At 64.7% G+C, this 24,924-nt stretch carries 24 protein-coding genes and 1 pseudogene; 17 read left to right on the forward strand and 8 right to left on the reverse strand.

Annotated elements, in window-relative coordinates; all coding sequences use genetic code 11:
* Positions 1–281 precede the first annotated feature (281 nt).
* The gene (locus AB0I35_RS15650) at positions 282–1,067 is read left to right on the forward strand and encodes a GntR family transcriptional regulator (RefSeq protein ID WP_357396635.1); all 786 of its coding nucleotides are present in this window, start codon (positions 282–284) and stop codon (positions 1,065–1,067) included.
* A 185-nt stretch (positions 1,068–1,252) separates the two neighbouring features.
* Here the strand turns inward: AB0I35_RS15650 and AB0I35_RS15655 are convergent, their stop codons facing one another.
* From AB0I35_RS15655 to AB0I35_RS15665, 3 genes are read right to left on the reverse strand one after another with little or no spacing between them, the layout of a single operon-like run.
* Positions 1,253–2,158: an LLM class F420-dependent oxidoreductase gene (locus AB0I35_RS15655; RefSeq protein ID WP_357396637.1), complete on the reverse strand. Its 906-nt coding sequence runs from the start codon at positions 2,156–2,158 to the stop codon at positions 1,253–1,255.
* A 1-nt stretch (position 2,159) separates the two neighbouring features.
* Positions 2,160–2,654: a nuclear transport factor 2 family protein gene (locus AB0I35_RS15660; protein WP_357396639.1), complete on the reverse strand. Its 495-nt coding sequence runs from the start codon at positions 2,652–2,654 to the stop codon at positions 2,160–2,162.
* Positions 2,605–3,420: a mycofactocin-coupled SDR family oxidoreductase gene (locus AB0I35_RS15665; protein ID WP_357396640.1), complete on the reverse strand. Its 816-nt coding sequence runs from the start codon at positions 3,418–3,420 to the stop codon at positions 2,605–2,607. The genes AB0I35_RS15660 and AB0I35_RS15665 overlap by 50 nt, the downstream gene beginning before the upstream one ends.
* Positions 3,421–4,650: 1,230 nt before the next feature.
* Here AB0I35_RS15665 and AB0I35_RS15670 point away from each other — a divergent pair.
* Both AB0I35_RS15670 and AB0I35_RS15675 read left to right on the forward strand, forming a co-directional pair.
* Positions 4,651–6,021 (forward strand): MFS transporter, encoded by a 1,371-nt coding sequence (locus AB0I35_RS15670; RefSeq protein ID WP_357396642.1) that lies wholly within the window; start codon positions 4,651–4,653, stop codon positions 6,019–6,021.
* Between the two features lie 698 nt (positions 6,022–6,719).
* Positions 6,720–6,950: a hypothetical protein gene (locus AB0I35_RS15675; RefSeq protein ID WP_357396643.1), complete on the forward strand. Its 231-nt coding sequence runs from the start codon at positions 6,720–6,722 to the stop codon at positions 6,948–6,950.
* Between the two features lie 970 nt (positions 6,951–7,920).
* Here the strand turns inward: AB0I35_RS15675 and AB0I35_RS15680 are convergent.
* Positions 7,921–9,612, reverse strand: a complete 1,692-nt coding sequence (locus tag AB0I35_RS15680) for a helix-turn-helix domain-containing protein (protein WP_357396644.1) — start codon at positions 9,610–9,612, stop codon at positions 7,921–7,923.
* 262 nt (positions 9,613–9,874) lie between these two features.
* Here AB0I35_RS15680 and AB0I35_RS15685 point away from each other — a divergent pair, with 262 nt between their 5' ends.
* The 4 genes from AB0I35_RS15685 to AB0I35_RS15700 are packed head-to-tail and all read left to right on the forward strand — an operon-like array spanning position 9,875 to position 13,038.
* Positions 9,875–10,795 (forward strand): alpha/beta fold hydrolase, encoded by a 921-nt coding sequence (locus tag AB0I35_RS15685; RefSeq protein ID WP_357396646.1) that lies wholly within the window; start codon positions 9,875–9,877, stop codon positions 10,793–10,795.
* A 41-nt stretch (positions 10,796–10,836) separates the two neighbouring features.
* Complete coding sequence (locus tag AB0I35_RS15690) at positions 10,837–12,078, forward strand: MFS transporter (protein ID WP_357396647.1); 1,242 nt, start codon at positions 10,837–10,839, stop codon at positions 12,076–12,078.
* The gene (locus AB0I35_RS15695) at positions 12,075–12,728 is read left to right on the forward strand and encodes a carbonic anhydrase (RefSeq protein ID WP_357396648.1); all 654 of its coding nucleotides are present in this window, start codon (positions 12,075–12,077) and stop codon (positions 12,726–12,728) included. The genes AB0I35_RS15690 and AB0I35_RS15695 overlap by 4 nt, the downstream gene beginning before the upstream one ends.
* Before the next feature lie 16 nt (positions 12,729–12,744).
* Positions 12,745–13,038: a hypothetical protein gene (locus AB0I35_RS15700; protein WP_357397004.1), complete on the forward strand. Its 294-nt coding sequence runs from the start codon at positions 12,745–12,747 to the stop codon at positions 13,036–13,038.
* Here AB0I35_RS15700 and AB0I35_RS15705 read toward each other — a convergent pair.
* Entirely contained in the window at positions 12,969–13,760 is a 792-nt protein-coding gene (locus AB0I35_RS15705; RefSeq protein WP_357396650.1) for a hypothetical protein, read from the reverse strand. The genes AB0I35_RS15700 and AB0I35_RS15705 overlap by 70 nt on opposite strands.
* A 371-nt stretch (positions 13,761–14,131) precedes the next feature.
* Between AB0I35_RS15705 and AB0I35_RS15710 the strand changes: the two genes are divergently transcribed.
* The gene (locus tag AB0I35_RS15710) at positions 14,132–14,821 is read left to right on the forward strand and encodes a hypothetical protein (protein WP_357396651.1); all 690 of its coding nucleotides are present in this window, start codon (positions 14,132–14,134) and stop codon (positions 14,819–14,821) included.
* A gap of 82 nt (positions 14,822–14,903) precedes the next feature.
* Positions 14,904–15,521 carry a TetR/AcrR family transcriptional regulator gene (locus tag AB0I35_RS15715; protein ID WP_357396652.1) on the forward strand — a complete coding sequence of 206 codons (618 nt, stop codon included), beginning with the start codon at positions 14,904–14,906 and terminating at the stop codon, positions 15,519–15,521.
* Between the two features lie 132 nt (positions 15,522–15,653).
* On the opposite strand, the gene AB0I35_RS15720 is transcribed toward AB0I35_RS15715, so the two are convergent.
* A complete protein-coding gene (locus AB0I35_RS15720; RefSeq protein WP_357396653.1) occupies positions 15,654–16,253 on the reverse strand; it encodes a CoA transferase subunit B in 600 nt (199 codons plus the stop codon).
* A 51-nt stretch (positions 16,254–16,304) separates the two neighbouring features.
* Here AB0I35_RS15720 and AB0I35_RS15725 point away from each other — a divergent pair.
* Positions 16,305–16,720, forward strand: a pseudogene (locus tag AB0I35_RS15725) (IclR family transcriptional regulator C-terminal domain-containing protein); the annotation flags it as partial.
* Positions 16,721–17,004: 284 nt separating this feature from the next.
* On the opposite strand, the gene AB0I35_RS15730 reads toward AB0I35_RS15725, so the two are convergent.
* Positions 17,005–17,370 (reverse strand): VOC family protein, encoded by a 366-nt coding sequence (locus tag AB0I35_RS15730; protein WP_357397006.1) that lies wholly within the window; start codon positions 17,368–17,370, stop codon positions 17,005–17,007.
* A 296-nt stretch (positions 17,371–17,666) separates the two neighbouring features.
* Between AB0I35_RS15730 and AB0I35_RS15735 the strand changes: the two genes are divergently transcribed.
* Both AB0I35_RS15735 and AB0I35_RS15740 read left to right on the forward strand, forming a co-directional pair.
* A complete protein-coding gene (locus tag AB0I35_RS15735) occupies positions 17,667–17,825 on the forward strand; it encodes a hypothetical protein (protein WP_357396654.1) in 159 nt (52 codons plus the stop codon).
* 18 nt (positions 17,826–17,843) lie between these two features.
* Positions 17,844–19,052 carry an acetyl-CoA C-acetyltransferase gene (locus tag AB0I35_RS15740; protein ID WP_357396655.1) on the forward strand — a complete coding sequence of 403 codons (1,209 nt, stop codon included), beginning with the start codon at positions 17,844–17,846 and terminating at the stop codon, positions 19,050–19,052.
* Between the two features lie 20 nt (positions 19,053–19,072).
* Here the strand turns inward: AB0I35_RS15740 and AB0I35_RS15745 are convergent, their stop codons facing one another.
* Entirely contained in the window at positions 19,073–19,810 is a 738-nt protein-coding gene (locus AB0I35_RS15745; RefSeq protein ID WP_357396656.1) for a helix-turn-helix domain-containing protein, read from the reverse strand.
* A 402-nt stretch (positions 19,811–20,212) separates the two neighbouring features.
* Between AB0I35_RS15745 and AB0I35_RS15750 the strand changes: the two genes are divergently transcribed.
* The 5 genes from AB0I35_RS15750 to AB0I35_RS15770 all read left to right on the forward strand — a co-directional run bounded on the left by AB0I35_RS15750 (position 20,213) and on the right by AB0I35_RS15770 (position 24,882).
* A complete protein-coding gene (locus AB0I35_RS15750) occupies positions 20,213–21,103 on the forward strand; it encodes an NAD(P)-dependent oxidoreductase (protein WP_357396657.1) in 891 nt (296 codons plus the stop codon).
* Positions 21,100–21,504: a nuclear transport factor 2 family protein gene (locus AB0I35_RS15755; protein ID WP_357396658.1), complete on the forward strand. Its 405-nt coding sequence runs from the start codon at positions 21,100–21,102 to the stop codon at positions 21,502–21,504. Before AB0I35_RS15750 ends, AB0I35_RS15755 begins: the two co-directional genes overlap by 4 nt.
* Positions 21,501–22,577 (forward strand): maleylacetate reductase, encoded by a 1,077-nt coding sequence (locus AB0I35_RS15760; protein WP_357396659.1) that lies wholly within the window; start codon positions 21,501–21,503, stop codon positions 22,575–22,577. The genes AB0I35_RS15755 and AB0I35_RS15760 overlap by 4 nt, the downstream gene beginning before the upstream one ends.
* Complete coding sequence (locus AB0I35_RS15765) at positions 22,574–23,458, forward strand: intradiol ring-cleavage dioxygenase (RefSeq protein ID WP_357396660.1); 885 nt, start codon at positions 22,574–22,576, stop codon at positions 23,456–23,458. Before AB0I35_RS15760 ends, AB0I35_RS15765 begins: the two co-directional genes overlap by 4 nt.
* Before the next feature lie 191 nt (positions 23,459–23,649).
* The gene (locus AB0I35_RS15770) at positions 23,650–24,882 is read left to right on the forward strand and encodes an MFS transporter (RefSeq protein ID WP_357396661.1); all 1,233 of its coding nucleotides are present in this window, start codon (positions 23,650–23,652) and stop codon (positions 24,880–24,882) included.
* The last annotated feature ends 42 nt before the right edge of the window (positions 24,883–24,924 follow it).

Below are 24,924 nucleotides of genomic sequence, written 5' to 3' on the forward strand. Positions count from 1 at the left end.
GCACGAAGCGCTCGACCTCGCCCGTGAGATCAAGGGCATCGACGGATCTGGCATCACCCGTCGGCGCGCATCATCGAATCCCCGCCCGGCATGGGCCCCGGTCTGGCGGGGGAAGTTGTCGTCGACCCCGGACTCATCGGAAGCCGGCCGACGATCACCGCATCAGCGCCGCCGACACGTGGGCTGCGCGGAGTAGCAAGCATTGTCCTTAATGCATGTAAGATTTATGTAGATTGTGGCGGTAGGCAGCCGAGCACGACAGGGACTGTGGAAGAGGGCCGATGAACCTGAATGGGCGCACACCGCTGCGTGCCGCAGAGTCGGTTGCCGCCGACCTGCGAGATCGTATTCTGCGTGCAGGTATCCCCGACGGGCCGCTTCCCAAACAGGAAGATCTGATGGGTGAATACCAGGTCAGTGGCCCGTCCATCCGGGAAGCGCTGCGGATTCTGGAGTCGGAAGGGCTGATCACCGTGCGGCGTGGCCGGTTCGGTGGCGCGTTTGTGCACCGGCCGAGCTGGTCGACCGCAGCCTTCGCGCTCGGCCTGTCCTTGCAGGGCCAGAACGTCACGCTGAGTGACCTCGCGGAATCTTTGGCGTTTTTCGAGCCGCAATGCGCTATCGCTTGCGCGCAGCGTCCGGATCGGATGTCGACCGTGGTCTCCGATTTGGCGCAGAATATCGAGGAAACTGAACGTGCATTGGGGGATGGAGCATCGTTCACCGGCGTAGCGCGGTCGTTTCACGAGATCCTGGTCGACTGGACGCCCAACGCGGCGACCAGACTGGTTGTTCGCAGCATGGTGGCTGTCTGGTCAATTCAGGAGCAAGCCTGGGCCGAGGGTCTACAGGTGGATGGGAAATACCCGGATTCGAGTCGACAGTGCACCGCATTGGAAACGCACCGGAAAATACTGCGATTGGTCGAAAAGGGCGACGGGATGATGGCTGCGGCTTTGATGGCCACGCATTTGGCGGCTACTCAGGAGCTGGTTCTCGCCGACCGGGGAAACCGGGTGATCGACTCGACGTCCCCCCTTGCCGCCCGCGCGTTCCGGAAACTGTAGGCGCAGGGGCAAGAGGGCACGTGTTGAGCGCAGGAAATCGATCCCTGGAGAGGTTGAACAGGGAAGATATGGTGCCGTTCAACGATATTGCGACGACATTATAAACCGCCGGGCTCGATGGTCAGCACAGGCTTCTGCGCATCGTATGATATCGATGGTTCCGGTGGTGATTGCCGGGCCGTCCATCAAATCTCTGCGAGGGCCGGTGCCAATCGACGCCAGGCGTCGCGGGGAAACACGGTAGCGTCCGGCCGGTCGATCATGAGTTGGAGACAGACATGGTCGGCGCCGGCGGCTCTATGTTCCTGAATCCGTTCGATGATCGCCGACTCGTCACCCCAGGCGACAAGTGCATCGATGAGGCGGTCACTTCCAGGGGCGGCAACGTCGTCGTCGCCGAATCCGTAACGCCGCCAGTTGTTGACATAGTTCGGCAGATCGAAATAGAGCGCGATGTTCTGCCGGGCGATCGCACGGGCCACGACCGGGTCGCTCTCCAGGACCACTCCCTGCTCGGGCACGAGCAGGGGTTCGGTACCGAGTACAGCTCTCGCGGCGGCGGTATGTTCCGGGGTCACCAGGTATGTATGTGCGCCAGCGCTCCGATGCCGGGCCAGCTCGAGCATCTTGGGCCCTAACGCAGCCAGTACCCGATCCCCTCGGGCAAGTGGCGGTCTCGCGCGATCGAGTTCGTCCAAGAATCTGCGCATTTGAGTAAGCGGTTTGCGATAGCGCTGGGCCTCCGCGCTGTCGACGAACGGCGCGTGACTGGCGCCGATCCCGACGATTATCCTGGGCCCGTATTGTTTCACCAGATCGTTGTAGCGGGCGGACGAATCGTCGGCGTCGTGCATCCAGAGGTTCATCACGCCGCTGGCGACGGTGATTTCGCGGGTGCCGGAGAGGAGGTTCTCCATTGCGCCGAACAGGTCTCCTTCCACATCCGGTATCCAAACTGCGGTGTAGCCGAGGGATTCGATTTCCGCGGCACAATCGGCAGCCTCGGCGGAGTCGCCGAAACGCAGCGCGGATTCGTAGATCCCGATTCCACCGAGATGTCCGTCGGGCCTGTTTTCCGTTTGAATGTTCATCTCACCGGCTTCCGTAGATGGGAGCGGAGATTTCGCGAATGTAATGGATGGTGATCGTACGTTTCTCGAATTTCCATCCACCCCCGGTCTTCGTGAAGTTGTCTGCGTAGTCCGCTGCGCAGACCACGAATTTTCCCTCGTTGTCGATCATGTGAGCAAGGGCGCTGCTCTGTGATTCGGCGGTATCTGTCGAGGTGATATCTATGAAGACATTCGTGGTCCAGTGGTGTGTTTCCGCAAACGCATCCCAGATCGCCTGGACTCCTGTAACGATCTGGTCCGTGCCCGTATATGTGCCGAACTGTCCACCCACGTCGTATATGGCGTCATAATGCCATATCGACCGGAAGACCTTTTCGTCTCGACCGTCCACTCCGCGGCAATACGTTGTGATGAGATCAGAGATTTCCCGATGAATATTCGATGTTGTCAACTCTACTCCCGGATCAGAACTCGGACACGCCGGCGTCGGGCGCGAGTTCATGGGCGGTAACATATTTCGATTCGTCCGAAGCGAGGAAGAGAACGGTATCGGACACGTCTTCGGGTTCGACGGCCTCGACCGGCAACAAGTTTGTGAACATCGGGCCGAGTCGTGGGTCGTTTTCGATCGCCGGATTGAGCGCTGCCAGCAGGCCTTCTCCCATCATCGGCGTCTTCACTCCTGTCGGGTGGAGACTGTTCACCCGGATATGGTGCTTCGCGAGCTCGACGGCGAATGCCTTTGCCATGCCGCGGACCGCGAACTTGCTGGTCGTATAGGGAACCATGAAGGGTTGCACTTTGAGACCTGCAGCCGAACTGACGAGAATGATCGAACCGCCGCCGGCTCGTACGAGGTGCGGCGCGCCGGCCATTGCTGTATTCCAGGTGCCGCGAACATTGATGTCGATCGTGTCCGTGAAGATATCCTCGGTGACTCGGTCCCATCCCGCTGGTATGCAGATGCCGGCATTGGCGACGACGATATCCAGCCGACCGAGCTCGGCGACAGCCTCGTCGACAGTGCGGCGGAGCGGACCGAATTCGCGCACGTCGACTTCGGCAGAAATGATTCGCCGGCCCAGCGATTCCACTTGGCCAACCGTTTCCTTCAAATCGTCCGCAGTGGCGGAGACGTAGGGAACTCCACGGATCGGCTCACAGACATCTACTGCGATGATGTCCGCACCTTCTTGCGCCAGACGGACAGCATGGGAACGGCCTTGACCCCGCGCGGCGCCTGTGACCAATGCTACTTTTCCGGCAACTCTTTCCGGCATGTCGGGTCCTTCCAATCTCATAAATCAGGGTCTTCGGATGCTCCGCGCCCGCTCGCCTGCGGATGCGACTTTCTTGCGTCGGCTACCGCGTTGCGATCGGGAAGCGGGTCCGGAGTGATCCGTCTTGTCGGGCGTCACATGCTTCGGTAACTCGGCCGCAGCCCCTCGGTAGCGCATTGCCGACCTGCCGGAGGGTTGGTGACCCAGCTCACAGACGGTAGCATTGTATATAAAGATTGTAAAGATGTGCGCCTCAATGTGGTGAGCGCGGAGAAGTGCCTGCTCAGAGCCAATAGTGCGGGTTGGGGCACGTCACCCTGCAAGGCGGCCGAGGCGGCGTGCCTGGGGATGAGCGGGCGATCGGGTCGCTTCCGGCCCCGTTTCAAAGTCTCTTTGTCATTAATCTTTACAAGCTTTCAGCCTATTTGCTACCTTGTGAGCCGTGACACTCGCAGCGCCAGACGTGAACGATTGTCGAATGCGCAGGTGGGCGGTTGCCGATCGTGCGTATCGACCGGGTGGTCCAAGGCCCGCGGCCCCTGGCGGATCGGATCCAGGCCTCCGAATGCCTCTGGTACACAACTTGTTTCGCTTCTACTGCGAAGAGGTAACGTTCTATGACGAGCTCGCCTACGGCGCAACGCTCTGACTCTCGGACCTTTGGCCCCTGTTCGGAAGGTGTCAAAGCCGAGGGCGGACGCCCATTTCGCCGAACTTCGAGGCAATGGCCCCGTGATCGCCATGAGTTCTCCACGGATCAGCTTCAGGAGTTGAACGACTACCCGCTGGTGTTCGTCAAAGTGCGCGACATGTACTCGATCACTCGGTATCGGGCCATGGGCGTCCGTTATGGGCTGATCGGGGCTTCGCGTGGCGCCGATGAACATCGACGGTGGCGTCGTTGAACATTTATTCCACGGCACAGTCCCATTAGCATTGTGCGCATCAGTGACTAAGTCGAGATGAAGATCCCGCAGGAACATTATATTCGCTGCTGCGGCTCGTGGCCCGTCGGAATTGAGTTCGCTCAGTCCAGGTGGTCCATCTAGAAAGAGGTTTCAATAATGATACAGTCGCAACATCACGGTGACCTCGACAGCGTCGGCACCGGCACTCTGGCCGAAAAGATCGAGTCCCGTTGCGGCCTCGCCCGCCACTGTCTGTCCCGAAGCAGGGCGCGTGCGATATGCGCCCAGCGGTGAAGCGCTCGAGCAGGCACCGGAGGTCGCAATGACGCAAGTCGAGACCGACGTCGAGGTGGACTCCGGCAGGCCACTGCCGTCCGTCAAGAAGATCGCCTTGGCGACGTTCGTGGGTACGGCGGTGGAGTGGTACGACTACTTCATCTACGGGCTCACGGCTGCCCTGGTTCTCGGGCAACTATTCTTTCCGGAATTCTCCTCGACGGCGGGAACACTCGCGGCGTTCGCCACATTCGCTGTGGGGTACATCGCTCGCCCGTTGGGCGGAATTCTCATGGGGCACTTCGGCGACCGGGTCGGCCGCAAGTCCATGCTGGTGATCTCCTTGCTCACAATGGGTTGTACGACCGTACTCATCGGTTTGCTCCCCGGTTTCGACACGATCGGTATCTGGGCGCCGATCCTGCTGGTACTGCTCAGAGTGATACAGGGGATCGCCGCGGGCGGGGAATGGGGTGGCGCCGTCCTGGTCGCAGTGGAGAACGCCCCGCCGAACAAGCGAACGCTCTACGGCTCCTTTCCGCAGATGGGCGTCGCGGGCGGCCTGATCCTCGCCAACCTGGTCTATCTGATCCTCACGACGGTCGTTTCGCAGGAAACTCTGCTGGCCTGGGCCTGGCGTATCCCCTTCCTGATCAGTGCGCTGCTCGTGATCGTCGGCCTGTACGTGCGCCTGGGCATCGCCGAAAGTCCGGAGTTCGCCCGGGCATTGAAGGAACAGGATCGCGCCAAGCTGCCTATTGTGGAGGCATTCCGGACCGGGTGGAAGGGCATCGTCCTCGGCGCGCTGTCGTACGGCGGCAGCAGTGCGATCTCGTACATCTTCGTGACCTACCTGCTCTCGTATGCCCCCAAGCAAATCGGCTACAGCTACACCACCATCCTCACCCTCACACTGGTGGGCACCACCCTCTGGATGCTGATCATGCCCTTCTCCTCGATGCTCGCCGACCGCATAGGTCGAGGAAAGGTACTGCTCTGGGGCTGGGTAGGGCTCGGGCTGGGCGGCACCGCGCTGATGCCAGCAGCCGATACCGGCAGTGTTCCAGTGCTCGCGACAGCAATGCTCGTAGTCGCAATATTCGTCGGAGTTACCTATGGTCCTTTCGCCGCATTCTTCTCCGATATGTTCCCGCCACGGGTCCGATACTCCGGTTCGTCGATGTGCTACCAAATCGGGTCCATCGTCGGTGGCGGGTTCGCGCCATTGATCGCCGCGTCGCTTTTCGCCACATGGGGCACCAGCACCCCGATCACCGTCTACCTTTTGGTGACCTCCCTGGTCGGCTTCGGCACCATGGCGATCCTGGTTCGGACCCACATCGGGCGGGCTGCGGACAATCGGCCGACTGCGGGCAAGCCAGTCACCCCGGTCGATGCCCGCTTCGCGGTCGAGTAGCGCGTTCAGAGGCACGTCGCCGCCCGTCTGAATCCGTACCCGGCCTCCTGCCGAGCCTCTTCTTTGCAGCTCGACGAAAGGAGCGCTGTGACTATCCTATTCCACCCGGTGACAGTCCCTCGTGGTCCGGCGATGGATAACCGGCTGGTGTATCGACGCTAATGACGAACCAGCAGACCTGCCCAACGGCGGAGTGTCCGAAGACGGGGAGCGCTGGCTGATCTCTCGCCTCGAGTGGCTTCGGGTGAGTGATGAAATGCGCGGCCCATGTGAACGCCGCGCTTTCGCGCGAGGGCTCGGGATCGACGACGACTCCCAGCTCCTGGGTTGACGCGGCTCGCCGACCGGCTACCCGCGGCCGGCGCGGTGTCCAGCTGAACCACGGCGGGTTGCGGGGCCTGACGGCTACCCGGTGCTGTAGGCGTCCGACGACGCGGAAACCAGCGCCCGGGCCATGACCCAGGACCAGATCGCGTGAACGTCGAGGACTTCGCCTCGGCCCTGCGGCGGGCAGAGCGGGCTGGCTCGACGGCGTCCAGTTTCACGACGCGCGCGGCTACCTCGTCGGCCAGTTCCTCGGATCTCACTGTCGATGGCCTGACCGCGGTGTGGCGTGACATCGGCGCACCCGCGGTTGCGCGAGCGTACGCTCGTCACTGTCGAGCCTGCGGCGTACCACTACACGCAGTGAGTTGGATATGGCGCCGATCTCCATCCAGGATGTCCTCGACCGCGCCCGCCAGCAACTCGGCCCGAGCACGACACCCCGAGCGATGGCCGAGGCCGGACGAATGATCGATGCCGCCATCAATGCTGCGGCTGTGCCCACTGCTGCCTTTGAGTCGAAAGCACCGGGCAGCCAGGAATACAGATCGGACGATGAAACACCAGGACCACATCAACACTTCGCACCTGGATACGGGATCTGACCCGGGCCAGGCGCAGGGTCGTCGGCGAGTCTGGAGTCGGCCGACGGCGGCGTTGGCGCCGAGGTCCAATTGGCACGGAAATGCCTGGTAGACGTGGTTGCCGGTTCGCGCCGCCGCCAATGAGGGGCGATCAGGCGGGCAACAGCAAGTGCGGGGCGCGTACCGTGGTCACGGTGGCGCCGTCGCGTGGCTGGTATGCAATGCCGCAGTGCTCGAGCTCCGATGCCGACCTGGGTCATGAAGTCGGCGGAGCGTTTCCGCAGGTTCCCGAAGTTGTTCGACTGTTCCCATTATTTCCTTGTCTGCGCAGGTAAATGGCTACCTTTAGGTTTCGAAACCACCGGACCATTTCCCGGCGGTTCCTGTGCCTACCCGCGTGCAAATCGTATAAGGACCCGCAATTTAGGTGGTGGCGCATGATTGGCGCGCGTTTCTCTTGTGCATCAACGCCAGTGCCCACCTGGATATGATGCCTGGCCCGCCGGGGAGTCGCAGGTTCGATTCCTCGGCAGGACACGCACAACATGGGCAACCGGAAAACGCCTGATCATCGCGGGTTCCTATCCGGTCTGACCGTCTCGGTCGGCCGGCACGGTCTGGTTTCGTTCCATTTCGATGTGCCCACGGCTACACCCATGGAGGTGGAACGGGCGTGATGACGCCGCACCGCAGAAGAACTCCGGCGGTTATTGCTAGAACCGGGAGCTTTCGAGATTGTATCGATATATGGCGCAAGGCTTCGACCTGGCAGTCCGGGTTGGTCCCGGTGCCCAGTTCGGGGACTTTCGCACCACTTTGCTCGATTGCTCGCGCGTGCTGCTTGGTGAGCTACATGCGCCGCAGGCTAGGCTCGGCCCCAAGGAGATCGGCTGCTCGTCGTCCACATCGCCACTGTCACCGACGGGCTCCACGCCAGAGTGCAGGCTTGGGGTTTACTCCGCTCGCGTCCGAGGTGGCGCGCGATGTGTGCTCAATTCAGCCCAAGCGCCGCGAGTTTCCGGTAGAGGGTGGCACGGGAGATTCCTAGCGCCTGAGCGGTTTTGAGCCTGTTTCCGTTGGCGCGCCGAAGTGCGGCGGCGATCGCCTCGCGTTCCGCGTGTTCCAGATGGGTCAGGCGTTTGTGGTTGAAGCTCTGTGCAGTGGTGGTCGGCAGGTCGGCGGGTTGGACTCGTGGTCCGGTGGTGTGATCGAGCGCGGCGCGCAGGGTCCGGTTGAGCTGGGCGACGTTGCCACGCCAATCGCGTTGGCAGAGCTCACGAATCGTTGCCGCGGCAAGTCCGACAGTACCTTCGCTGAGGCGACGGATGAGTGTCTCGGCGAGATCGCCGACGTCTTCGGGACGGCGGGAAAGCTCTGGAACCTCGACGACGTATTCGAACATCGTCAGAAGGCGAGGGTCGATGTCTTCGCCGCGCTCGGCGGTGACGGTTGCCACCGCGAAGCCGCGTTCGTGGGCGTCCAGTTCAGCGCCCAGTTCTGCCAATTCGCCGGGGCCGCGATGGGTGAGGTCGCCGAGCAGCCTGGCGTCTCTGTCTTTTCCCGCGATCGCGACGCGGTTGCCGGTCACTGCGGCGGCGAGCGCGGTCTTGCCGACGCCCGGCGCACCATAGAGGAGGAGGCGGCCCTCGGTGGTGGCTGCTCGTGCCGCCGCATGGACTGCTGCTCGCCACAGCCAGCTGCGGCCAGGGAGTTCGTCGAGTACCGCGTCGACGAGGGCGGAGACGGGGTCCGAGGCGGGCGAAGGCCGAGTGGGTTCGGTCGGTGGGGTCGACATCTGCAGCAGGGCGCCCGCGACATCGCCGGAGTGGTGGACCAGTCGCAGTCCGACGTCGATGGCAGAGCCGTCGCCCGTGGTCAAACGCAGTGGTGGTCCGCCGAGGGCGATGGTTCGCTGTACCGCGTCCCACAGCTGGTCATGGCGGTAGCGGGAACCGACCAGCGCGGACGCGAGGGTGTTGACCATGATGATGCGGTCGTTGAGGGCGATCACGGGTCGGCGTGAGCCGCGGCGATCGGCGTGCAGGAAGGCGTCGAGCAAGGCGCGGTCGTCGGCGGCGTATCCGCTGAGCAGGCGATCCCCGGCATCGCGTGCCGCGCGCTCGACCAGTGCGGCGAGGACCTCGTGGGGGGCGCCGGTGGGGCAGACGAGGTCGAGGACGCCTTCGATGGTTCCGCTGCCGGGCCGGATCACCGGCACGCCCACAGCGACTACGGGGTCGAAGCATCGGTTGAAGTGTTCGGCGCCGTCAACGATGGAGATCGCGCGTTCCTCCAGCACCGTTCCGAGCCCGGTCGATCCCACACTGGCCTCGTCGAACCGCGCGCCTTTCAGCACGCCCATGCCGTCGAGCAGGGTACCCATCGAGGTACTCGAGACCCACCGGTCGGCGATGTAGGCGTCACGGTCGGTCACCATCATCGCGAACTCGGCGGTGCCCAATTGGGCCATGATGTCGTGGACCACGGGGCGGACCGCTCGCAGCAGTGCGCTGTCGGGGTTCATCGCGGAAGCGAAGACCACAGCCGGTTGGGTGTCGGGGCGGACGCCGCCGAGCTTGGCACGCTTCCACGCCCGCAGCGTGGCCGGGCGAACATCGGAAGATTCCACTCCTTCGTGCAGAAATGCTTCCCGCGCCGCGGCGATTAGCGATTGGTCATTCATAGCTCTCCTCATCGTCGCTGCTCAGTACGGGTAATTCGCATCACCACCTTTTGTGACCGGCAACACACTCGCCTTGATGGTAACCCCGAACACCGGCGACGAGTGTCTCAGACCTGCGACACCAGGCCGCGCCGGCGAAGGGTGCCGGGACATCTCGGTGCGATCTCGAAATCGAGACACTGCGAGCCGACACGGTGCACATAGCCTTTCTTCACGGCCCTCGCCGAATTCAATTATTTCTCGATGCAGCGGAGGACAGCTCATGGAAGAACGCGTCATATTTCAGAGCGATGGCGAGACCTTGGTCGGCACCTTGTTCCGGCCCGACGGTGTCGAGGGACCATTGCCCACCGTGGTCGCCGGTGGTGGCTGGTGCTACGTCAAGGAGATCGTCCTTCCGCACGTCGCGCGAATCGTCACCGAGCAGCAGGTGCAGTTCCTCGGCTTCGATTACCGAGGATTCGGTGAGAGCGGCGGCGCGCGTCGTCAGCACATCGATCCATGGGAACAGATCGCCGATTACAAGAACGCGCTCAGTTATGTCGAAACCCGAGACGATGTCGATGCCCAACAGCTCGGGGTGTTCGGCATCTCCTACAGCGGCGGGCACGCCCTGGTGCTGGCCGCCACCGACAGCCGCGTGAAGGCCGCGGTGAGCGTGGTCCCGGTGGTCGAAGGCTTCGACAACATGCGTCGGGCGCACGGCGAAGTCGCCTTCGCGGAGCTGGAGGCGGCGATCCTTGCCGACCGCAGGATCCGCGCCGGTGGCAGCGAAGGGGCAACCCTGCCCATGAGCTCGCCGGAGCCGTGGAAAGAGCTGTCCACGTGGCCGTTCCCGCGAATCGGGGAGGTGTTCACCAAGCTGAAGGAGTCCGGAGAAGCCGAGCGCCATGAGCACTGGAGCACGCTCGAGTCCACCGAATTGCTGTTGAACTATTCGGTATTTCCCTTCCTGCCGCGCATTCTCGACAAGAAGGTGATGATGATCGTCGCCGAGGGCGATAACATCACGATGTGGGACCGCGAGATCGCGGCATTCAACGACATCGCCAGTCCAGCGAAACGTCTCGAGATATTGCCCGCGGTCAGTCACATGAGTTTGTACTCCGACCAGCGCGACACCAACGTCGCCGCCGCGAAGGCCGCCGATTGGTTCGGCTCCGCATTCGGTTTTTCGAGCTGAAACCCACTCCCTCACACATTTATTGACAATGAGGTCGTTAGATGAATATTCCCGTTCGGTGGATCATCTTGATCGGATCGTTCACCGCTTACCTGTTCGACGCGCTGGAAATCGTCATTCTGTCGCTGGCCTTGCCGTCGATGCGAGCAGACCTCGGAGTCAGTGTTGTGCAAGGTGGCCTGCTGGCCACGGCGACCCTGCTCGGCATCGGTGCCAGTTCGGTCACGGTCGGCCGGATCGCCGATAAGCACGGTCGCAAGTCGGCCCTGTTGGGCAGCCTGGCGTTGTTCGGCATCTGCACGGCATCGGTAGCGGTGATGCCGAGCTTCGGCTGGATCATGGTGTTGCGGTTGGTCGCCGGTTTCGGGCTCGGTGGTGTGTGGGCGATTGTGTCGACCTATGTGGTCGAGTCGTGGCCGGAGCGAGAACGTGGTCGCGCCGTCGCGTTCGTGATGAGCGCGTTCCCCGTGGGCGGCATGCTCGCAGCGTTGATCGCGGGCACCTACGCCTCGAACTGGCGGGGGATGTTCTTCGTCTCCGGAGTCGGCGTGATCGTGCCGATCGTGCTGATCTGGCGGTTCTTCCCCGAATCGCGGGAATGGCTCGACAACGTCAGTGCCCGCCGCGCGGCGGGCGAAACGCCGACGGCGAACACCCGGGAGATCTTCGGCCGCACGCTGATTCGCTCCACGGTCCTCGGCACCACCGTGTGCTCGCTGGCGTTGTTGGGCTTCTGGGGAGCCAGCGCCTGGCTGCCCACCTTCCTGGCCGAGGATCGCCAGATCCCCGACACCACGGTCGCTGTCTTCATCAGCGTGCTGAACCTGGGGATGTTCTTCGGGTACAACGTCTTCGGATTCATCGCCGACAAGATCGGCCGAAAGCGCGCGCTCATCACGTCGCTGCTCGGGACCGGCCTGGTGCTTCCCCTTTATGTGGTGGCGGCGAACGAGACGACCCTGCTGGTTCTCGGGCCCGCCTACGCCTTCTTCGCCGTGTTCACCGGCATTCTCGGCAGTTACCTGGGCGAGCTGTATCCGACCGAGCTTCGCGCGACCGGTGCGGGGTTCTGCTTCAACGTCGGCCGCGGTATCTCGGCGCTGGCTCCGCTTCTGCTCGGCTATCTCGCCGGCACCACCGGTTTCGCCATCGGCTTCGCGCTTTGCGGTGGGTTGTTCCTGCTCGCGGCCGTCGCCGTCATCGCGCTGCCCGAGCGCTACAGCCCGGTGGCCGTTGCGCCCGACGGCGCGTTGTCGGCCGACGACGACGGAGTGAAGCTGTGAAGATCCGTGCAGCGGTACTCGAGCGAATGGGAGCCGAAACTCCGTTCCGCTGGTCCATGTCCGCCGCGGCATCGCCCGCACCGCGGATGGCGGGTTGGCCGGACCGGCAGTCACCGGGGCTTGTCGAGCACCGGCCGGTAACCATCGTGGGCGGGCCCACGATGGTCACCCCGTCGCTGCAACGCGGAGTCGACACGTACCGCGCGCACACCGCGGCCTCGGTGCGGCCGTTGATGAGTCGGCTTTCCGCCGGGCAGTCACCCAAGACGCTGCTCTTGACCTGCGCGGACCCGCGCATCGTGCTGAACATGATCACCGCCATTGGGCCGGGTGACCTGTTCGTGGTGCGCAATATCGGCAACCTCGTTCCTGTCAGTGATGCCAGCGCAGGTCTCGGCGCGGTCACCGGCAGCTCGGTGGCTGCGGCCGTCGAATTCACGGTCGACGTTCTCGGTGTGGAGGACATCGTCGTGTGCGGGCACTCCTCGTGCGGGGCGATGAGCGCCGCGCTGACCGAGGCGCCCGGTCACCTGTCCGGGCTGAACCATTGGATCGAGCAGGCCCAATGTGGTGTTGCGCGTGACCGCAGGCCTTCCCGCACCCGTGTCGGGTCCCGGACCGGTCGAGCAGGTCGGCAGCACGGTCGATGAGCTGGCCAAACACAATGTGGCCCAACAACTCGAGCACCTGCGTACCTATCCCACCGTGGTCGATGCTGAGCGTGCGGGGCGACTGCGTCTGGCCGGGATGTACTTCGACGTCGCAACGGTGTGTATCTCACCGATCAGCACGCAGTGCAGCCCAGCTGAGGGCGGCCTGCCCGGTCTCCGCGTGTCGATGCCCGCCCACCGATATCGGTGGGTGGGCATCGGTGTGTGCGGTCTTCGGTGTCAGGCGGTCGCCGCGACTGGGGCCGCGGCGATCATCCAGTTGCTGAACTCGTCGGCCAGGTGCCATTGATGCTGGTGGATGAGCCGGTTGGGTAGATTGCCAGGGAACTGCGCGGTCAGTAGGGCTTCGAGAGTGCCGTCGCTATCGCGGAACTGGTGGCGGACGCCGCCGATGACCAGGCCGTCGTCGAGGAAGGCTTGGCCCGCGACCTGGATGGGGTAGTCGGGATCGACGGGGATGGTCAGTGATTCGGTTCTGGTGTAGTCGATGAGGAATCGCGACGCCGTGGGTGAGCCGCCGGTTGTTTCGACGACTTCCTGACGACCGTCGGGTAGACCGCGCACCAAGTAGTGGTCCGGAGTGGCGGCGACCATGTCGACCTCGGCGTTGGTGATGGTCAGGTCGTTGAACCAGTCGGCGAATCGCTGCGCGGAGTAGTGGGGGACTTCGAGCCGGGTGACCGAGTACTTGGCTCGACCCCGGCTGGTGGCGACACCGATTCGCGCTATCCGCTCCGAGATCGCCAGATCGCGCTTGAGCATGGCATAGATCCCCGCGTGACCCAGCTCGGTCTTCATCGCGGTGAGGGTCTCGCGCTGGACATCGAGCGGCGCGTCGAGCGCCCCGCCGATCGTGAAATCGGGCAGCAGTTCGGCTACTCCGCGGCGCCCGAGGCGCGCGGAGAACCTCTTCAGCACCGCTTCGGCGCGCCGCGCTTCCCAGACACGCACCTGCTGGCGGGTGACGTTTTCCTCGCCGAGGAATGTTCGGATTTCGATGGGATCGTTCATGTCGCCTACCTCTCGTTAACGCTATAGGGACTTGCGTTAAGGGTGCCCTCCTGTGCCGGGAAACGCAAGTTCTTATGGCGTTAATTATGCGCAAACCGTTGACAACGTGACGGCGGTAACGGAAGCTGTATTATCGCAAGTTTAGCTAGCTTTAAGTCGAAGGGAATTGGTCAATGCTGACCAGAAGAAGCTTCATCGCCAGTGCAGCCGGAGCAACGGCTGCCGTCGCCGCCGCAGCGGCCTACGCCGGGACCGGGCTCGCTGCCGCCGATTCCGTGACCCCGGCAACCGGAGCAGGGCTACGCACCTTCATCGATGGAACCGTTGTCGACCAGAGCAAGGTCGTCGAATGGGAGCGGAGGCGGCTGTCGGTGGCCGCCGCGCGGCTGCGAAGGGACTATGTAAGCCTACTGACCGGAGAACTCGACTCGTTGCTCGCTCGCTTTGAAGTCACCGTCGATGACGTACCCGCTGCCCGAGCGGCTTTGGCGCGCGCCCGCCTGACGATCGGTACGGACGGGTTGCGTGAGCTGCTCGCCGCTGAGCTCACCGCCTCCGAAACCGCCGCCCGGGCTGCGATAGCCGCCTCCGACGGACGCTGGCAGTACTCGATCACCGAGGTCGTCAGTGACCGTGGAACCGCGCAGGGCTTCCTGGAGTGGTTCGATCGGGCGCGGGTGACCGACGATCGTGCGGTGTGGACTGATGCCTGCCCGGATCACTACATCATCGCGACGCTGTCAGACGGTCGCCAAGAGGTGATCGAAGTGACTGGCGGCGCCGTGCTGGCCAGCCAGTTCTTCATCGACTACACCGACACTGCCGGGGTCATGGTGCCCTCGGATCCGGCCTACCCGCTGACCGTCTCGGGGGTGGCGTCCCTGGCCGACGGCTTCATCGTCGGTGGAGTCCGTCATCAGTTCCGCGAGGAGCCCGGCGGTGGATTTCGCAGTCAGCTCAAGGTCGCCTTCCCCGCCTCGATGCCGGGCCTGTACATCGCCGAACATCAGTGGCATCTTGCCTGCGAATATGGCAACTGGATCTCGGCCTACCTGCGCTGACCACTCAGCTTGTCTCGGTCCCGAATGCCTGACGTGGTCGCGCATTCGATATCGGCGGCATCCTTCGAGTAGAACTTGGACCATGGACGAGCGCGAGGACGATGAGCCAACCGGGAGGCCCTCTGGGCCGCGCAAGCGGACCGGGGGGCGTTCGGCGCGAGTGCGGGAGGCGGTGTTGACGGCCACTGTCGAACAGGTGACCGAGCATGGCATCGAAGGCTTGACCATCGGTGACGTCGCCGCCCGCGCCGGCGTCGCCGAAACAACGATCTACCGCCGCTGGGGCAACCGCATGGCCTTGATTGCCGAAGCGATCACCGAATTGGCCGCTGTCGAAAACCCTGACCCCGACACCGGCGCACTCCGTACGGATTTGCGGGTGCTCGCCGAGCAGGTCTCGCACTTGATCTCACGCCCGGGAATCGCCCGGCTGGTGGGAACAACTATCGCGCTCTCGGTGGATCCAGAGGTCGACGCGGCGCGCCGACGGTTCTGGAACGAGCGATTCGAGAAGAGTTCTCAGATCATCACCAGGGCGATCGAACGCGGCGAACTGCCCGAGCACGTGGATCCACGCGAGGTGCTCGAAACCCTGTCCGCGCCGCTGTATTTCCGGTTGCTGGTAGGTGAGAAGCCCATCGATGACGTGTTCGTCGCGCGGTGCATCGACGACACCCTTACCCTGCACGGCCAACCGTGACCTACTCATCTACGTGCGGGACGACGTCGTTCGGTGTTGTTGCCCCTCGCCCGACGCGGGGCCGACAACACGTCGATGTCATCGAGCTGATACGATGCCCGGCGCTGCAATGTAGTCGGCGCCGGTCGCTACTCAGACATCGGATTCGCTGACACCGGGCGCGGTCTCGACCAATGTCAGCCCCTCCGTTCCGACATCGAACACCGCCATTTCGGTGACGATGCGGTGCACGCAACCCCACCCGGTCAGCGGCAGGGTGCACTGCTCGACGACTTTGGGTTCGCCATCGCGGGAACGGTGTTCCATCATTACGATGACCCGTTTCGCGCCGTGGACCAGGTCCATCGCGCCACCCATGCCTTTGACCATCTTGCCCGGAATCATCCAGTTGGCCAGGTCGCCGCGGGCGCTGACCTGCATCGCGCCCAGCACGGCGACGTCGACGCAGCCGCCGCGGCTCATCCCGAAGGACTGCGACGAGTCGAAATAGGAGGCGCCGGGCAGGACAGTGATCGTCTCCTTGCCCGCGTTGACGAGTTCGGGATCGACTTCGTCCTCGCTCGGGTACGGGCCTACGCCCAGGACACCGTTCTCCGAATGGAGCACGACCGTGACATCGTCGGGCAAGTAGTTCGGCACAAATGTCGGCATCCCGATGCCGAGGTTGACGTACTGGCCGTCGCTCAGCTCGGCCGCCACTCGGGCCGCCAACTCCTGTCGCGTCCACGTCATGCTCGTACCGTCCTTTTCTCGATTCCGACCTCCACTGGCCCACGTGCACCAGGCAACCAGTTCTGGCTCACGCCGCGCGTGCTCGAACTCGGGTACAGCTTCCTGTCCAGTCTGAGCCTGCCTGACCTGGCGGGCCCACACCTCGAGGCGCTGGCCGAGAAGGTTCGTGAGTCGACCTCGGTGTCGATCCTGGACGGCACCGACATCGTCTATGTCGCCCGTGTTCCCGTCAGCCGGATCATGACCGTGTCGATCAATATCGCACACGTTTCCTCGCCTACGCCACCTCGATGGGCCGGGTCCTGCTCGCCGACCTCGGCGCCAACGCGCTGGAGAGCTATTTGGCGAAGGTCGATCTGACGCCGCTCACCGCCAGGACGGTCACCACGAAACGAGAACTGCGTGCCGAGCTGGCCCAGGTCCGCGCAGACGGTTTCTGCGTCGTCGACCAGGAACTCGAGCACGGCTTCGGTCGATAGCGGCACCCGTGTGGCTTCGGTCGCGAATCTGGGCATCGTTTGGTCGCGAATTCCGTCACCGTCCGGCCCACGGTTGGTCACGAATTTCGACACCAGTGTCTGCTGCCGGTGAAGCTGGACCTTTACCGCCGAAGTTGGCCCAACATCGTCGCTTGCCAAGACAGTTGGGCCAATCGGATCGAGTTCCGATGACAGCAGCGAGGTTTGGGTCTTCTCCGATGAGTTCCAGACCGGGTGCAACACCAGAGGTCGCGGTGGTAAGACCCCTGGTATCAGCCGACGACCAGGCAGAACGGGTGACCGGCCGGATCCAGCAGCACCCGCCACCGGTCACCGCCCGGCTGGCGGTCCGGCCTGACCGCGCCGAACCCCAGTGCCAACTTCTCCGCCACGTCGAGGTCCTCGACCCTCAGGTCCAGATGCACCTGCTGCGGCACGTCCTGACCGGGCCACCGAGGGGCCTGGTATCCGTCGACCTGTTGGAAGCCCAGGTCGCAACACGAACCATCGATCAGGGCGACCAATCCGTCGGCGTCGTAGCCGAGCTGCATGCCTGTGAGCTCTTGGTAGAACCGGGCCAGCGCCCGGGGATCGGCGCAGTCCAAAGTCACACCTCGCAGCGTCGCGATCGGCATCATCGACTCCTCAATCATTCATGTTCGCTGGCCGCGTGGCGCAGGCAGTCATTCAACCGCACTGGCGTGGCCCAACTCCACTCCTTTTCGGGCGGCGGACAGCGCTCTTGTCGGGCTCGGCCGTGTGCCGATCTGGTTGCAGCCCGGCGGTACCCCGACTTGCCTCCCGCAGTTGGTCGGGGCGCCAGGGTGCCGACCCAGTCGACTAGCTGGGTGATGTCGAGATTCGCGAACACCAGATCGAGCGGTGTCGAAATTCGCGCACAGGGTGGTGTCGGGATTCGCGTTCAAAACCACCCGTGCGCGACCGGCACGGTGTGGTCGTCGCCGCGGTGAACATCTCGACCCAGGCTGCCCGCTACAGCCTCGGTGAGGTCCGCGACTCCCTGCTTCCCGCCCTGCTCGAGACCACTGCCGCGATCGAGCACGACCTCACCCGGATCCGATCCACCACCTGACGCCTACGAGGAAGAGCTATGCCCGAAGCCGTTGTCTGCGAACCCCTGCGAACCCCGGTCGGCCGATTCGGCGGAGTGTTCAAGGACATCGCCCCGCAAGACCTCGCCGCGACCGTGATCACCGAACTGATCGCGCGCACCGGACTCGACTCCGAGACCGTCGACGACGTCATTCTCGGCCAGTCCTCGCCCAACGGCGAGGCGCCCGCGATCGGCCGCGTCGCCGCGCTGGACGCGGGCCTGGGCATCGGTGTGCCCGGTATTCAGGTGGACCGGCGCTGCGGGTCCGGCCTGCAGGCTGTGCTGCAAGCCTGCATGCAGGTGCAGACCGGCGGCAGTGATCTCGTCCTGGCCGGCGGTGTGGAGTCCATGAGCCGCACCGAGTTCTACGCCACCGACATTCGCTGGGGGATTCGCGGCGACGGCCCGGTATTGCATGATCGCCTCGCGCGTGCGCGAATCACCGCTGGCGGCAAGGACTTTCCGGTTGCCGGAGGGATGATCGAAACCGCCGAGAACCTGCGTGCACAGTTCGCCATCAGCCGCGCGGATCAAGACGCGCTCGCGGTGCAGTCGCACCAGCGCGCCGTCGCCGCGCAACGCGATGGCCGCTTCGAGGCGGAGTTGGTGAGTGTCGCTGTGCCGCAACACAAACGGGAACCGATGCTCGTGCGCACCGACGAGCACCCACGTGCCGATACCGACCTGGACACGCTCGCGAAGCTGCGCCCGATCCGACTCGGGACCGATCCCGAATCCACGGTGACGGCGGGAAATTCCAGCGGCCAGAACGACGGCGCTGCCCTCTGTGTCGTGACGACACCGCGACGCGCACACGCGCTCGGGCTACGCCCCATGGCTCGACTGGCATCGTGGGCGGTCGCCGGAGTGCCACCGGCGACCATGGGCATCGGACCGGTGCCGGCGACCGAAAAAGCGCTCGCCCGAGTGGATCTCACTCTCGACGACATGGACGTGATCGAACTCAATGAAGCCTTCGCCGCACAGACCCTTGCCGTGCTGCGGACCTGGAAGGTCGAGCCCGACGATCCGCGCGTCAACTCCAACGGCTCGGGAATCTCCCTCGGCCACCCGGTCGGCGCGACCGGCGCCAGAATCCTGGCCACCCTGCTCCACGAACTGACCTGCCGCGAAGGCCGCTACGGCCTGGAAACGATGTGCATCGGCGGCGGCCAAGGACTGGCGGCCGTTTTCGAACGTCTCTGATTCTGTGGGCCCGGCCGTGACTAGCTGTCGCGGTCGGGCCTGGTCGCGGGTGGACGCACGGGCGTGGCGCCGAGCAATTCCAGAGCGTCGACCGCATTCGTCACGCGCGGAGGCGATTCGGTGTCGGTCTCGCCGAGTTGAGCGGCGACCCATGCCCGGGTGGGGCCGGACTCGTGGCGGCCGGCGACGAACCAGACGCCGCGCGCGGGTTCGCTGGACTGGTTGACGTACATGTGTGGCCGGGTGGAGTCGAAGCACAGCGAGTCGCCCGCGCCGAGGGTGTGCCTGTCGAAATCGAGCAACAACGTCAGCTCCCCGGTGAACAGGTAGGCGTACTCGGTTCCGGAGTGGCGCATCGGCATTCGGTCCACCGAACTGGCCGCACCGGGCTCGTAGGTGACCAGCAGGGCGTCGACGCCCGCGTTCGGGTCTACCGCCAGCTTCTCCCACCGGACGCCGTTGGCCATCTCGAGTACCGGGTTGTCCGCGGCGCGTTGCACGACCCCGGTGGAACGGGTCATGTCCGAATGTCCGGCTGGTTCGGTGGTGCGACCGTATCGGAGGCCCAGCAGATCGTCGAGCGACACCTCGAGATGGTTGACGAGGGCGTAGAGGGTGCTCACCGACGGCTGCGACTTGTTGTTCTCGATCTGGGAGAGCTGGCTGGCGGAGATGCCCGCCGCGGTCGCCAATCCGCGCAGACTCGAACCCCGCGCCAGGCGGGCCTGCTTGAGAGCCGGCCCGATCTTGTCCTGCATCAGCGCACCTCTGTCCACTCGCCGAAACAAAATCCACTATCAGTGAACACTACGGGTTCATTGATGATGAACACCATCTGCGGCGGGCGGCGAACTGCGGCCCTCGTCTCGACGGGCGCGTGAAGACGTGTTCCTGCACTCGGGGAGCATCTTCTTGCGGTTTGGGTATCGATGATGAGCCTCTCTTTGATGTGGCAGCTGTTGTTTCGTGGTTGACATCACTCTCTCAATGTTTAATGATACTGAACATATTCGCGGTGGCTTCAGCCCCGTTCCCCGTCATCGACGACGAAGGAGACTCGTGTCTTTCCTGATTGCGCGGCCTCGGTCGACCTGCTTGTCGCCTCCTCGCACCACCGCTCATCGATTCGCCGCAGCAGTCTCCGAAGCGGGGGAGTGGCCGTGCTGATCGGATTCGCGGGCCTGGGCCGCATGGGCAGGCCGATGGCTGCCCACCTGGCCGCGGCCGGGCACACCGTTCTCGCCTATGACCCCCACGTCGAGCAAGCGCCCGACGGGGTCGACCTCGCCGACTTCCCGGAGGCCCTGGCCGCAGCCTCCTTGACGATCAGCATGCTGCCCGACGGTGAATCCACTCGCGGCCTGGTGATCGAGAGCCTGCGCACCGTCGCGCCGGGTCACCTGCACATCGTGATGGGCACCGTCGGCCCGGAGGTCGTGCGTGAACTCGCCGATCTACCGCACCTCACGGTGATCGACGCACCAGTGTCGGGCAGCGTGTCGATGGCCGAGACCGCCGCCATCACCACGATGGTCGGCGCCACGCCTGAGCAGTTCGGGCGGGCACAATCGGTCCTGGCCGCGATGACTACCGCCCAGTTCCACGCCGGACCGGTCGGGTCGGGTGCCACCGCCAAACTCGCCGTCAACGCGGTGCTGGCCGGGCTGAGTCAGGCTGTCGCAGAGGGAATTCTGCTCGCCGAAGCCGGTGACCTCGACCCGGCCACGTTCTACGACATCCTGCGCAACAGCGCCGCGGGCGCCCCGTACGTGGGCTACAAGCAGCAGGCCTACCTCGCGCCGGAGGAGACCCCGGTCGCGGCGCCGGTGTCGCTGATCCGCAAGGACCTCGGTCTGGCCCTCGCGCTGGCCCACCGTCGCCAGCTGACCCTGCCCGGGTCCGAAGCCGCGTTCGCCGTCCTCGACGACGCCGTGGCCACCGGGCTCGGTTCGGCCGACATGGCCGAAGTCCTCACCGTCCTGCGCCGCCGCAACGGCGTGACATTGCGCGAAACCCTTTCCACCGCACCGCAGACAGGAGCACTCTCATGACCAGCGACACTGTCGCCACGGCCGAGATCGAATCGACCATCAGCGCACTCGAGGACGCCCGCTACGCCGCGGTCCTGGCAGGCGATGCCGACAGCTTCGCCGCACTGGCGCATCCCGAGTTGCTCTACACGCACTCCAACGCCGTCGTCGACACCCTCGACAGCTACCTGGAGAACCTGCGCACCGGCTTCTACGTCTACCACCGGATCGACCACCCCGTGCACCGGATCGTGGTCGTCGGCGACACCGTGCTGGTCTCCGGAGAGATGCGTGCCGACATCACCGCCGGCGGGGTGCGCAAACAACTGGCCAACAGCGCGCTCGCGGTCTGGGTGCGCGACAATAACCAGTGGCTGCTGCTCGGCTACGGTCCCACGGTCATCCCGGGGACGATCCGGTGACACAGTTCACCTACGACGGCCTGCCGGGCCGAATCGTCTACGGCGCCGGCGCCGCGCGCACCCAGTTGCTCACCGAGCTCGACCTGCTCGACGCCCACCGGGTCCTGCTCATCGCCACCGACGCCGAGAACAGCACCGCGACACAGCTGTGCGAACCCTTCGCCGATCGGGTGGTCGCGACCTTCTCCGAGGTCCGCCCCCACGTGCCCGCCGAGGTCGCCGAGCTCGCCCGCAAGGTCGCAACCGACGCCGACGCCGACCTGGTGCTGTCGGTGGGCGGCGGCTCGACCACCGGAACGGCCAAGATCGTCGCCTTGACGACCGGCCTGCCGGTCCTCGCTGTCCCGACGACCTACGCCGGATCCGAAGTCACTCCGGTCTGGGGACTGACCGAGCGCGGCCGCAAGACCACCGGGACCGATCGACGGGTACTGCCCAAGACCGTCGTCTACGACCCGGAGCTGACTCTCACCCTGCCGGTGGAACTTTCGGTCGCGAGCGCACTCAATGCGGTAGCGCACTGCGTCGAAGCCTTCTGGGCACCACGGCGCAGCCCGGTGTCCAGCGCCGTCGCCGAAGACGGCATCCGTCACCTGGTCAACGGACTGACCACGATCGCGTCCACCCCGACCGGCCTGGCCAGTCGCGGTGAACTGCTGCTCGGCGCCTACCTTGCCGGATCGGCGTTCGCCGTCGCCGGATCCGGCCTGCATCACAAGATCTGTCACGTCCTCGGCGGCGCGTTCGACCTGCCCCATGCCCATACGCACGCCATCGTGCTGCCTTACGTGCTGGCCTACAACGCTCCCAACGCGGGCGAGGCCGTCGACCGGATCAGCCGCGCGCTCGGGCGAGTCGACATCGTCGACGGACTGCGTGAAATGAGCGGTGCTGCCGGGGTATCCACGGGCCTGCGTGAGCTCGGCATGGAGGAGTCCGGTATCGACGATGTGATCGACGAGATCCTGGCGATCGCCCCGGCCGACAACCCGACCCCCGTCACCGCGGACGGTCTGCGCGCGATCCTGCGCGGCGCATGGGCAGGATCGGTCCCCGAAGGGCCGGCGGCATGAGCTCGGACCAGGCGACCGCTGTCGACAAGGAACACGCTGTCACCGAGGAAGTGCTGGCCAGCTTCGACGCCACCCCCGATCCCCGGCTGCGGCAGTTGATGCACAATCTCGTGCGGCACCTACACGCCTTCGCCCGCGAGGTCCGCCTCACCGAACACGAGTGGGAGTCGGCGATCGAATTCCTCACTCGCGCAGGCCATATCACCGACGATCGGCGGCAGGAATTCATCCTGCTCTCCGATGTACTCGGACTGTCGATGCTCACGGTCGCCATCAACGAACCAGCCCAACCCGGCGCCACCGAGTCGACGGTCTTCGGTCCGTTCTTCATCGATTCCGCACCCGAGATCCCACTCGGAGGCGACATCGCCCGAGGCGCGAAGGGATTGCCCTGCTACGTCTCGGGCCAGGTTCGCTCCGTCGATGGCGAGCCCATCGAGGGGGCCCGGATCGACGTATGGGAAGCCGACTCCGACGGCTTCTACGACGTCCAGTACACCGACGATCGCTCGGCCGGCCGCGGCCGGCTGCACTCCGGTGCGAACGGCGAATATCGCTTCTGGTCCGTCCTGCCCGCACCATATCCGATTCCCCACGACGGCCCGGTCGGCGACCTGCTGACCGCGACCGCCCGCGGCCCGATGCGTCCGGCGCACCTGCACTACATGGTCACCGCCCCAGGGTTCCGGCCCCTGATCACCCATATCTTCCTCGCGGGCGACCCCTACCTCGACTGCGACGCGGTGTTCGGAGTGAAGGAGAACCTCGTCGTCGAGCCCGTCCACCACACCGACACCGCCGCGCCAGACGGGACGCATCCGCAGGGCGGCTGGGCGAGCATCACATTCGACCTGGTGCTGGCCACCCACGACGGCAGCTAGCTCCCGTCGCACACGACCGGACCCGTGGAGGTCCGGATCGCACGGCACCGCCAGGCCTGTCGCCGGATTCCCCACCGGCAGGCGATGACTCGGTGCCGCTACTACTCCGGCAGCGAACAACCCGTTCTCTGCGGTTCGAGATCACTGCTGCCCGGGCACGACCCCCAGCAGTTCACACTGGAGGTACAACGATGCGACGTACACGTTGGATCGTGCTCGGCGGCTGTTTCCTCGCCTACCTGTTCGACGCCCTGGAAATCGTCCTGCTGTCCATGGCGTTACCGTCCATCCGTACCGACCTGGGCATCACGATCACCCAGGGCGGCCTGCTCGCCACCGCCACCCTGGTCGGAATCGGAGTCAGCAGCGTCCTCGGCGGCTATGTGGCCGACAACTTCGGACGCAAGAAGGCCCTGGTCGCCGCGCTGAGCATCTTCGGCGTCTTCACCGCGGCGATCTACGTCGTCCCGAGCTTCGAGGTCTTCCTGCTCCTGCGATTTCTCGCCGGCATCGGACTCGGCGCTGTCTGGAGCGTGGTTTCGGCCTACGTGGTCGAGACCTGGCCGGAAAAACACCGTGGCCGCGCCGCCGCGTTCGTGATCAGCGCCTTCCCCGCGGGCGGTGCGATGGCCGCCACGATCTCGGGCTGGTTCCTGCCCGATTGGCGACTGATGTTCCTGGTATCGGGCTGCGCGGTGGTGCTGCCGATCGCCATCGTCGCCGTCTTCTTCGCAGAATCCGCTACCTGGGCCGCCGAGAAGACCGACAACGTCGACGACGTCGTCTCGGTGCGTGATGTGCTTGGACCCTCGCTGCGCCGGCGAACACTGCTGGGCACCCTCATGGCGGCGCTCGCACTGTTCGGCTACTGGGGCGCGATGACCTGGCTGCCGACCTACCTCACCACCGAACGCGGACTGCCCTCGACCTCGGTCGCACTGTTCATCACGATGCTGAACCTCGGAATGTTCGTCGGTTACAACGGCTTCGGCTTCCTCGCCGATCACATCGGCCGCCACCGCACGATCATCCTCACCCTGCTCGGCGTCACACTGACGCTGCCGATCTATGCACTCACCACCCACGAAACCGCGCTGCTGTGGATGGGACCGCTGTTCGGTGCGTTCACCGCCTTTTTCGGCCTGTTCGGCTCCTACCTCGGGGAACTGTTCCCGACCAGAGCCCGCGCGACCGGAGCCGGTTTCTGCTTCAACGTCGGCCGCGGTGTCTCGGCGCTGGCCCCGTTCGCCTTGGCCGGCCTCGCCGCAGGCATCGGACTCCAGGGCGGCCTCATCCTGTGCGCGGGATTCTTCGGCTTCGCCGCGGTGGTGGCGTTGTTCCTGCCCCGCGGCAGCGGCCTCACCGATGACGTTGTCGCCCAACCGGTTACAGACCCGAACGACGGAGAACCCGTCAAGGTGTGACAAACAGGGGGCTGGGTCGCTCGTGGCGACCCAGCCCGCCTG

The organism is Nocardia sp. NPDC050378 (assembly GCF_040655675.1).
GTDB classification, from domain to species: Bacteria; Actinomycetota; Actinomycetes; order Mycobacteriales; family Mycobacteriaceae; genus Nocardia; species Nocardia coubleae.

Bases quoted from the DNA above. Each gene is read 5' to 3' on its own strand.
- AB0I35_RS15705 (WP_357396650.1), bottom strand. From the start codon at position 13,760: ATGAACGATCCCATCGAAATCCGAACATTCCTCGGCGAGGAAAACGTC.
- AB0I35_RS15680 (WP_357396644.1), bottom strand. From the start codon at position 9,612: ATGAATGACCAATCGCTAATCGCCGCGGCGCGGGAAGCATTTCTGCAC.
- AB0I35_RS15740 (WP_357396655.1), top strand. From the start codon at position 17,844: ATGCCCGAAGCCGTTGTCTGCGAACCCCTGCGAACCCCGGTCGGCCGA.
- AB0I35_RS15745 (WP_357396656.1), bottom strand. From the start codon at position 19,810: ATGCAGGACAAGATCGGGCCGGCTCTCAAGCAGGCCCGCCTGGCGCGG.
- AB0I35_RS15650 (WP_357396635.1), top strand. From the start codon at position 282: ATGAACCTGAATGGGCGCACACCGCTGCGTGCCGCAGAGTCGGTTGCC.
- AB0I35_RS15660 (WP_357396639.1), bottom strand. From the start codon at position 2,654: ATGTTACCGCCCATGAACTCGCGCCCGACGCCGGCGTGTCCGAGTTCT.
- AB0I35_RS15715 (WP_357396652.1), top strand. From the start codon at position 14,904: ATGGACGAGCGCGAGGACGATGAGCCAACCGGGAGGCCCTCTGGGCCG.
- AB0I35_RS15730 (WP_357397006.1), bottom strand. From the start codon at position 17,370: ATGATGCCGATCGCGACGCTGCGAGGTGTGACTTTGGACTGCGCCGAT.
- AB0I35_RS15670 (WP_357396642.1), top strand. From the start codon at position 4,651: ATGACGCAAGTCGAGACCGACGTCGAGGTGGACTCCGGCAGGCCACTG.
- AB0I35_RS15720 (WP_357396653.1), bottom strand. From the start codon at position 16,253: ATGACGTGGACGCGACAGGAGTTGGCGGCCCGAGTGGCGGCCGAGCTG.
- AB0I35_RS15675 (WP_357396643.1), top strand. From the start codon at position 6,720: ATGGCGCCGATCTCCATCCAGGATGTCCTCGACCGCGCCCGCCAGCAA.
- AB0I35_RS15665 (WP_357396640.1), bottom strand. From the start codon at position 3,420: ATGCCGGAAAGAGTTGCCGGAAAAGTAGCATTGGTCACAGGCGCCGCG.
- AB0I35_RS15765 (WP_357396660.1), top strand. From the start codon at position 22,574: ATGAGCTCGGACCAGGCGACCGCTGTCGACAAGGAACACGCTGTCACC.
- AB0I35_RS15755 (WP_357396658.1), top strand. From the start codon at position 21,100: ATGACCAGCGACACTGTCGCCACGGCCGAGATCGAATCGACCATCAGC.
- AB0I35_RS15690 (WP_357396647.1), top strand. From the start codon at position 10,837: ATGAATATTCCCGTTCGGTGGATCATCTTGATCGGATCGTTCACCGCT.
- AB0I35_RS15655 (WP_357396637.1), bottom strand. From the start codon at position 2,158: ATGAACATTCAAACGGAAAACAGGCCCGACGGACATCTCGGTGGAATC.
- AB0I35_RS15770 (WP_357396661.1), top strand. From the start codon at position 23,650: ATGCGACGTACACGTTGGATCGTGCTCGGCGGCTGTTTCCTCGCCTAC.
- AB0I35_RS15685 (WP_357396646.1), top strand. From the start codon at position 9,875: ATGGAAGAACGCGTCATATTTCAGAGCGATGGCGAGACCTTGGTCGGC.